A 7,707-nucleotide genomic window follows, 5' to 3' on the forward strand; every position below is an offset into this window, starting at 1 on the left:
CGCAAACTACTACGCCCCCGACCCCGAACGCGCCAAAACCAACGCCCTCCGCCAACTCCGCGCTCTCGGATACGACGTGGAACTCACACCCCTGGCAGCCTGAACCTCACGAAGACTTTCGGGTCAGTTAGATGTAGTACTCGGGGGCGGCGAGCGCGGCACGGGAGTCTTCGCCGACGACCCGGCGTCGCGGCTTGGCGGGGACACCCACGAGCACCGAGTCCTCCGGGGCGTCCCGCGTCACCACGGCATTCGCGCCGATGACGGTCCCTGCTCCGATGACGACCGGTCCGAGGATCTTCGCGCCCGCGCCGACGGCGACACCGTCCCCCAGGGTCGGGTGGCGCTTGCCGGCATCCCTCGTCTGTCCACCGAGTGTGACACCGTGGTACAGCATGACGTCGTCGCCCACCTCGGCGGTCTCGCCGACGACGACTCCCATGCCGTGGTCGATGAAGAAGCGCCGGCCGATGACCGCGCCGGGGTGGATCTCGACGCCGGTGAGCCACCGCGTCACTTGGGACAGCGCGCGCGCCGGAAAGCGGAGACCGCGCGTCCACAGTGCGTGCGCAAGGCGGTACGACCAGATCGCGTGCAGTCCGGAGTACAGCACCGCGATCTCCGCCTTGCTGCGCGCCGCCGGATCGCGGAGCTTCGCCGCGGTGAGGTCTTCGCGCAGTCGCGCGGTGAAACCGATCCGGCCGGGATGGCGACCCACCCGACTCAGTCTTCGCGCAGGTCGTCGAACAGCGCCGTCGACAGATACCGCTCACCGGTGTCGGGCACGATCACGACGATGTTCTTGCCAGCGCTCTCCTCGCGGGCCGCGATCTGGAGGCCTGCCCAGATGGCGGCCCCGGACGAGATGCCCGCGAAGATGCCTTCCTTCGCGGCGAGGTCGCGGGCCGTCGCGACGGCATCGTCGAACTCGACGGTGACGATCTCGTCGAAGACCTCGCGGTCGAGGATCGGCGGCACGAAGTTCGGGCCGATGCCCTGGATCTTCGCCGGTCCCGGGGTGCCCGTCGACAGCAGCGGCGATGCCGTGGGCTCGACGGCGACGACCTTCACGGCGGGCTTGCGCTCCTTGAGCACCTGACCGACGCCCGTGATCGTGCCGCCGGTGCCGATGCCGGCGACGAACACGTCGACGGTGCCGTCGGTGTCGCGCCAGATCTCCTCGGCAGTCGTCTTGCGGTGGATCGCCGGGTTGGCGGCGTTCTCGAACTGGCGGGCCAGGATCGCGCCGGGGGTCTCCGCGACGATCTCCTGCGCCTTCGCGACAGCCGCCTTCATGCCACCGGCGGGGTCGGTCAGCACGAGCTCCGCGCCGAAGCGCTTCAGCAGCTGGCGGCGCTCGATCGACATCGAGGCCGGCATCGTGAGAATGACCTTGTAGCCGCGGGCCGCGCCCACGAGCGCCAGCGCGATGCCGGTGTTGCCGCTCGTGCCCTCCACGATCGTCCCGCCCGGCGGCAGCTCGCCCGACGCTTCGGCGGCGTCGATGATTGCGATGCCGATGCGATCCTTGACGCTCGAACCGGGATTGAAGTACTCGAGCTTGGCGAGCACGGTGCCGGGCAGGCCCTCGGAGACGCGGTTGAGCTTGACGAGCGGCGTGTTGCCGAACGCGCTCGTGATGTCGGAGTGGATGCCGGACATGGCCTGCCTTTCGTGCGGGGCTGTGGGAACCGGGGGCGGTCGTCGTGGCCACGCGGTGACGCGATCCCCAGGTGGGACCAGCCTAGGCGCCGCGCGTATCGCCGCACGGAATGTGACGAATCATCACGACTCGTATGAAGGCGTCGTCGCTCCGGCACTCCCGGCTTCCGCCACTCCGCGGCGCGGCAGCGCCCCTGAAAAGCTACAGTGGAGGAGCCCATGACCTCCGTGCCAGACTCCCGAACTCCGGCGCGCCAGGTCCCGTTGCTGTCGACCCTCCTCAGCGATGCGACCCGACGCCTCGCCGCCGCCGGTGTTCCGACTCCCGACGTGGACGCCGAACTGCTCGCCGCCCACGTCTTCGGCATGCCCCGGGGCGCGCTGGCGGCGGCATCCCTTCGTGGCGATGCCGCCCCCACGGACTCGGCCGCGTTCCTCGGCCTCGTCGAGCGCCGCGCGTCGCGTGAGCCGTTGCAGCACCTCACCGGGACGGCGCCCTTCCGTCACCTGGAGCTGCGGGTCGGCCCGGGTGTGTTCGTGCCGCGACCCGAGACCGAGATGGTCGCCCAGCTCGCGATCGACGCGTTGCGCGCGACGGCGGATGCCGAGCCGATCGCCGTCGACCTCGGCACCGGTTCGGGGGCGATCGCACTGGCGATGGCCACCGAGGTGCCGCACGCCCGGGTGCATGCCGCCGAGAACTCCGTCGACGCCTTCATCTGGGCACAGGAGAACTTCACCGCGCACGCGCCGCATGCCCGGCTCGCCTTCATCGACCTGGCGAACGCGTTCGCCGAGCTCGACGGCACGGTGTCGGTACTGGTGTCCAACCCGCCGTACGTACCGGATGCCGCGGTGCCGCGCGACCCCGAGGTCCGCTTCTGGGACCCACCGGCCGCACTCTACGGAGGAGACGACGGGCTGGATGTCGTCCGTGTGCTGTCACGGGTGGGGCAGCGGCTGCTGCGCCCCGGCGGCGCACTCGTCATCGAGCACGGCGAGTGGCAGGGTCAGCCCATCCGGGAGCTCCTCGCCGCCGACGGCTGGCGGGCCACCGCGACCCACCCCGACCTGACGATGCGCGACCGCGCCACCACCGCCTTGCACCCCTGACTGCCCGCCCGCCGTCCGCGACCCGACGCGCGTGGCCGCTGGGACGCTCGCCGACCAGGCCATAGCGGTCGGGTCGGCGAGCAGGAGGTGCGCAGGGAGCGGGCCGTAGACTGTGACGGATATGTCCGAGCTCTTCGACTGCCGTGACTCCGAGCAGCTGCTGCCGGGGCTGCGCCGGGCCCGTCAGGCCCTCGGCCGCGGCGAACTGATCGTCATGCCGACCGACACCGTGTACGGCGTCGCAGCCGACGCCTTCAGCGCCGGTGCGGTCGCCGCGCTGCTGGCGGCCAAGGGCCGTGGTCGGCAGTCGCCGCCCCCGGTGCTCGTCGCGGGGCTTTCGACGATGCGTGCGCTGGTCGCCGAAGTGCCGGGACCCGTGGAACAGCTGGTCGAGGAGTACTGGCCGGGCGGCCTCACGATCGTCCTCCCGTCGCAGCCGTCGCTGTCGTGGGACCTCGGCGAGACGCACGGGACCGTCGCGGTGCGCATGCCCGCCGAGCGCATCGCATTGGAACTGCTGGAGGAGTGCGGCCCCCTCGCTGTCTCCAGCGCGAACCGCACCGGGCACGCCGCGGCGATCGACGTCCACGGCGCCCGGGACATGCTCGGCGACAGCGTCGCCGTATACCTGGACGGCGGCCCCTCGACGCACGGCATCGCGTCGACGATCATCGACGCGACCGGCCTCGTCGGCGGGTCCCGGCCTGTGCGGATCCTGCGCGAGGGTGCCGTGTCGCGCGCGCAGCTGGACGATGTGCTCGGCGACCTGCTCGCCCCGGCCGACCCGAACGCGCCGCTTCCCGGTGACGGTGCGCGCTTCGAGGGCGCCCCCGCCCCCGGCCCCGAGTCCGCCGCATGAAGCCGCCCGCGCCATGAGGTTCTATGTCCTGACCGTCGTGGTCACGGCGGCGGCAACTCTCGCGCTGACGTGGGCGGTGTGGCGGATCGGCATGCGCTACCGCCTCTACCCGGAGATCCGGGAGCGCGACGTGCACAAGACCCCGAAGCCGCGCGTCGGCGGGGTCGCGATGTTCCTCGGCATCCTCGTCGCCTTCGCGCTGTCGTCGCAGGTGCCCTACTTCGCCATCTTCTGGGGAAACCCGGCGCAGGTCTGGTCGATCCTGGGGGCTTCCCTGCTCATCGTGGTCGTCGGCGTCGCCGACGACCTCTGGGACCTCGACTGGATGATCAAACTCGGCGCGCAGTTCCTCGCCGCCGGGATCGTCGTCGGCATCGGCGGGGTCCAGATCTTCTTCATCCCCCTCGGCGGCCAGATCGTGTTCTCGAGCTGGGTGAGCTTCACGCTGGCGGTGTTCGCGATCGTCATCGTCATGAACGCCGTCAACTTCATCGACGGTCTCGACGGACTTGTGGCGGGTGTCGCCCTCATCTCCAACTTCGTCTTCTTCGTCTACAGCTACCTCGTCGTGCGCGATCTCGGCGCGTCGAGCTACTCCAACCTCGCGTCATTCATCGCGGTGGCGCTGATCGGGGCGTGCGTCGGCTTCCTGCCGCTGAACTGGAGCCCGTCGAAGCTGTTCATGGGCGACTCCGGGGCATTGCTGCTGGGCCTTCTGATGGCGACGTCGGGCATCCTCTTCGCGGGCGGTCTCGACCCGACCCTCCTCGGTGACAACGACGTCTTCGGGCGTTCGCAGCTGCTCGGCGCGTACATCCCCATCCTGCTGCCCGTGGTCGTCGTCCTCCTGCCGCTGCTCGACTTCGGCATGGCGGTCATCCGCCGCATGAGCAGGGGGCAGTCGCCGTTCTCGCCCGACCGCAAGCACCTTCACCACCGGATGCTCGACATGGGACACAGCGACCGCGACGCCGTGCTGGTCTTCTACGCGTGGACCGCCGTCGTCTCGATCGGCGTGCTGCTCATGTACATCGGCACGACGCAGGACTGGCCGGGCGAGTACGGGTTCGGCCTGGGGTACGTCGTGATCGGCATCGCCGCGTGCCTCGTCGTCACGCTCGTGCCACAGTCCCGCGTGGCCCGCTCCGCGCGTCCGCCCGTCGCGCCCGCCCCGGCCTCTGAACACAAGCCCGAACCGAGGACGTCATGACCGCTCCCGTCGTCTCCAGCACCCCCGTCCTGCGCACGACCCTGCTCTGGTCGGCCGTCGCCACCGGCATCCTCGCCGTCGCCGGCGCACTCATCGGCTTCGCCGTCGCCGACTGGTCGGGGCTGTGGAGCGCCCTCGTCGCCATCGTGCTCGCGGCGGTGTTTCTGGGGCTGACCGGCGCCAGCATTCTCATCGCGAACCGCTGGTTCGACGACCCGCTCTACGTTCCGATCTTCTTCGGAGCGGTCATGGGCGGGTGGATCCTCAAGTTCGTCATCTTCATCGCGGTGCTGCTGATGCTGCGCGGGCAGAGCTGGCTCCACCCGACGGTCTTCTTCATCGCCCTCGTCGCGAGCATCGTGGCCTCGCTCGTGATCGACGTCGTCGTCATGCTGCGCATGCGCGTCCCGCACGCGAGCGACGTCACCCTGCCGACCCTCGCCGACGTCGTGGACGAGGCGCGGGCGCCGCTCCCGCCGAGAGGAGGGGATGCCGAGGCGGGGGCGGCGGGGGGTGACACCGCGGCGGACACAACCACCCCGGGCGCCTGATAGTCTTTCTCTGCGCCCGTTCGCGCCGCCTCATACCAGGAGGGCAACGCGTGCGCAGTGACGCTCACACCGACCATCGTCGCCCCGGTTTCGACCGGCGCCCCGAAGCTGGAGCCCGCGCTGTTTACCCACGTTGCGACCCTCATCGCCAGAGCTGCCGAAGACGGCGGCGAATTTCACGGCCCGTCCATCAATGAGTTCTTCCCGGATGCGGTGTTCCACATCGGCGATCTGGTCATCAACCGGATCCACCTGATCCAGTTCCTCGCGACGATCGCCATCGTGCTGATCTTCTGGCTCGGCACCCGCCGAATGACCATCGTTCCCGGTCGGTTCCAGAGCATCGTCGAGATGGGCCTGGACTTCGTCCGTGTGAACATCGCCGAGGACCTGCTCGGCAAGAAGGACGGCCAGCGCTTCCTGCCGATCCTCACGACGATCTTCTTCATGATCCTGTTCATGAACATCACCGGCGTGATCCCGTTCCTGAACATCGCCGGCACCGCGATCATCGCCGTTCCGCTGCTGCTGGCGGTCGTCGCCTACGTGACGTTCATCTACGCGGGCATCAAGAAGAGCCCGAAGAACTTCTTCAAGAACTCGCTGTTCCCCTCCGGCGTGCCGTGGCCGATCTACTTCATCGTCACGCCGATCGAGCTCATCTCGACCTTCGTCATCCGGCCCGTCACCCTGACGTTGCGACTGCTCATGAACATGATGGTCGGCCACCTGCTGCTGGTGCTGTTCTTCTCGGCGACGCAGTTCTTCCTCTTCACCCTGGGCGGCTGGTGGTCGGCACTGGCGGCGGGCTCGCTCGCCTTCGGGTTCGTCTTCACCCTGTTCGAGATCCTGGTGGCCGTCCTCCAGGCCTACGTCTTCACCATCCTCACCGCGGTCTACATCCAGCTCGCGGTCGCAGAAGAGCACTGAGCGGGCGAGGCTTCCGCCTTTCCCACCCAACCCCGAAAGGAAACAACCCGTGGACGCAACTACGGTTCTCGCCGAAGTCACCGGCTCCATCGCGACGGTCGGCTACGGCCTCGCCGCCATCGGCCCCGCCATCGGCGTGGGCATCGTCGTCGGCAAGACGATCGAGGGCGTCGCCCGCCAGCCCGAGCTGGCCGGCCGACTGCAGGTGCTCATGTGGATCGGTATCGCCTTCACCGAGGCGCTCGCCTTCATCGGCATCGCGACCGCCTTCATCTTCGGCTACAACTGATTCCGCCCACCAGCCCTTAAGGAGACAGGATGCTGAACGCTCTTGTCGTGTACGCGGCGGAAGAGGGACACAACACGAACCCTCTCATCCCCGCCTGGTACGACATCATCTGGTCGGCGGTCTGCTTCGTCATCATCCTCTTCGTCTTCTGGCGGGTCGCCCTGCCGAAGATGAAGACGTTGCTCGATGAGCGTGCCGCCGCCATCGAGGGCAACATCGCGAGGGCCGACGAGGCGCAGCGCAAGGCCGAGGCCGCGCTCGTGGAGTACACCTCGCAGCTGGCCGAAGCCCGCAAAGAGGCCGGCGAGATCCGCGATGCCGCCCGCGAAGACGGCAAGAAGATCGTCGCCGAAGCGAAGGATGCCGCCTCCGCAGAGGCCTCGCGGCTCACCGCCGCCGCCCACACGCAGATCGAGGCCGAGCGCCAGTCGGCACTCGTGACGCTGCGTGGCGAGGTCGGCACGCTGGCGCTCGATCTCGCCGGCGGTGTGATCGGTGAGACGCTGTCCGACGACGCCAAGGCCAAGAGCGTCGTCGACCGCTTCCTCGCGGACCTCGAGAAGACGAAGTAATGGGAAGCGCGACCACTCAGGCGCAAGCGGCGACGGTGTCGGCGCTGGACGCGGCATCCGTCGACGATGTGAGCATCGCTCGGGAGCTCTTCGTCGCGGCGCGGACGCTCGGCGACTCGTCGCAGCTGAGCGGCGCGCTCTCGGCGTGGGGCGTGCCCGGTGAAGCGCGCGCGGCCTTGGCCCGGCAGGTGTTCGGTGCGCTGCAGCCCATTGCACTGCGGCTCGTGACGACCGCCGTCGCCCTGCGGTGGTCCTCGACGGCCGATCTCATCTCGGGCATCGAAGAACTCGCAATCCGCGCGGCGGCGCTGGCGGCGCCCAAGGTGGACGTCGAGCAGGAGCTGTTCGAGGTCTCCCGCGTCGTCGCGACCAACCCCGACCTGGAGCTCGCGCTCGGCAGCCGGCTGGGTGATGCGTCGGCCAAGGGCGGCCTCGTCGCGGCGATCCTGGGTGGCCGCGCGAGCGAGGCCACGACGCTCATCGTGTCGGAGCTCGTGCAGCAGCCCCGCGAGCGGCGGGTG

At 69.3% G+C, this 7,707-nt stretch carries 10 protein-coding genes; 8 read left to right on the plus strand and 2 right to left on the minus strand.

Annotated elements, in window-relative coordinates:
• Positions 1-127: 127 nt before the first annotated feature.
• Together epsC and cysK are read right to left on the minus strand one after the other, a co-directional pair.
• Complete coding sequence (epsC, locus tag WBP48_RS17795) at positions 128-718, minus strand: serine O-acetyltransferase EpsC (RefSeq protein WP_424442076.1); 591 nt, start codon at positions 716-718, stop codon at positions 128-130.
• A gap of 5 nt (positions 719-723) precedes the next feature.
• Positions 724-1,662: a cysteine synthase A gene (gene cysK / locus WBP48_RS17800; RefSeq protein WP_424442078.1), complete on the minus strand. Its 939-nt coding sequence runs from the start codon at positions 1,660-1,662 to the stop codon at positions 724-726.
• Positions 1,663-1,881: 219 nt separating this feature from the next.
• On the opposite strand from cysK, the gene prmC reads away from it, so the two are divergent.
• The 8 genes from prmC to WBP48_RS17840 all read left to right on the plus strand — a co-directional run.
• Positions 1,882-2,775, plus strand: coding sequence for a peptide chain release factor N(5)-glutamine methyltransferase (gene prmC / locus WBP48_RS17805; protein ID WP_424442080.1), 894 nt, complete (start codon positions 1,882-1,884; stop codon positions 2,773-2,775).
• 121 nt (positions 2,776-2,896) lie between these two features.
• On the plus strand, positions 2,897-3,634 hold the full coding sequence (locus WBP48_RS17810; protein WP_424442082.1) for an L-threonylcarbamoyladenylate synthase: 738 nt from the start codon (positions 2,897-2,899) through the stop codon (positions 3,632-3,634).
• Between the two features lie 13 nt (positions 3,635-3,647).
• Positions 3,648-4,844, plus strand: coding sequence for an MraY family glycosyltransferase (locus WBP48_RS17815; protein WP_424442084.1), 1,197 nt, complete (start codon positions 3,648-3,650; stop codon positions 4,842-4,844).
• Positions 4,841-5,395 carry a hypothetical protein gene (locus WBP48_RS17820; protein WP_424442085.1) on the plus strand — a complete coding sequence of 185 codons (555 nt, stop codon included), beginning with the start codon at positions 4,841-4,843 and terminating at the stop codon, positions 5,393-5,395. The genes WBP48_RS17815 and WBP48_RS17820 overlap by 4 nt, the downstream gene beginning before the upstream one ends.
• Before the next feature lie 57 nt (positions 5,396-5,452).
• The gene (atpB, locus tag WBP48_RS17825; protein WP_424442086.1) at positions 5,453-6,325 is read left to right on the plus strand and encodes a F0F1 ATP synthase subunit A; all 873 of its coding nucleotides are present in this window, start codon (positions 5,453-5,455) and stop codon (positions 6,323-6,325) included.
• Positions 6,326-6,374: 49 nt separating this feature from the next.
• Complete coding sequence (gene atpE, locus WBP48_RS17830) at positions 6,375-6,614, plus strand: F0F1 ATP synthase subunit C (RefSeq protein WP_424442087.1); 240 nt, start codon at positions 6,375-6,377, stop codon at positions 6,612-6,614.
• Between the two features lie 29 nt (positions 6,615-6,643).
• Complete coding sequence (locus WBP48_RS17835) at positions 6,644-7,186, plus strand: F0F1 ATP synthase subunit B (RefSeq protein ID WP_424442088.1); 543 nt, start codon at positions 6,644-6,646, stop codon at positions 7,184-7,186.
• Positions 7,186-7,707 (plus strand): F0F1 ATP synthase subunit delta (locus tag WBP48_RS17840; protein WP_424442089.1); only part of this gene is annotated, 522 nt, incomplete at its 3' end. The genes WBP48_RS17835 and WBP48_RS17840, both read left to right, overlap by 1 nt.

The sequence above is a fragment of the Microbacterium sp. genome (assembly GCF_049661145.1).
Classification (GTDB): domain Bacteria; phylum Actinomycetota; class Actinomycetes; order Actinomycetales; family Microbacteriaceae; genus Microbacterium.

What these genes read in the sequence shown, in the direction of transcription:
- cysK (WP_424442078.1), bottom strand. Translation starts at nt 1,662, where the DNA reads ATGTCCGGCATCCACTCCGACATCACGAGCGCGTTCGGCAACACGCCG.
- prmC (WP_424442080.1), top strand. Translation starts at nt 1,882, where the DNA reads ATGACCTCCGTGCCAGACTCCCGAACTCCGGCGCGCCAGGTCCCGTTG.
- WBP48_RS17810 (WP_424442082.1), top strand. Translation starts at nt 2,897, where the DNA reads ATGTCCGAGCTCTTCGACTGCCGTGACTCCGAGCAGCTGCTGCCGGGG.
- WBP48_RS17815 (WP_424442084.1), top strand. Translation starts at nt 3,648, where the DNA reads ATGAGGTTCTATGTCCTGACCGTCGTGGTCACGGCGGCGGCAACTCTC.
- WBP48_RS17820 (WP_424442085.1), top strand. Translation starts at nt 4,841, where the DNA reads ATGACCGCTCCCGTCGTCTCCAGCACCCCCGTCCTGCGCACGACCCTG.
- WBP48_RS17835 (WP_424442088.1), top strand. Translation starts at nt 6,644, where the DNA reads ATGCTGAACGCTCTTGTCGTGTACGCGGCGGAAGAGGGACACAACACG.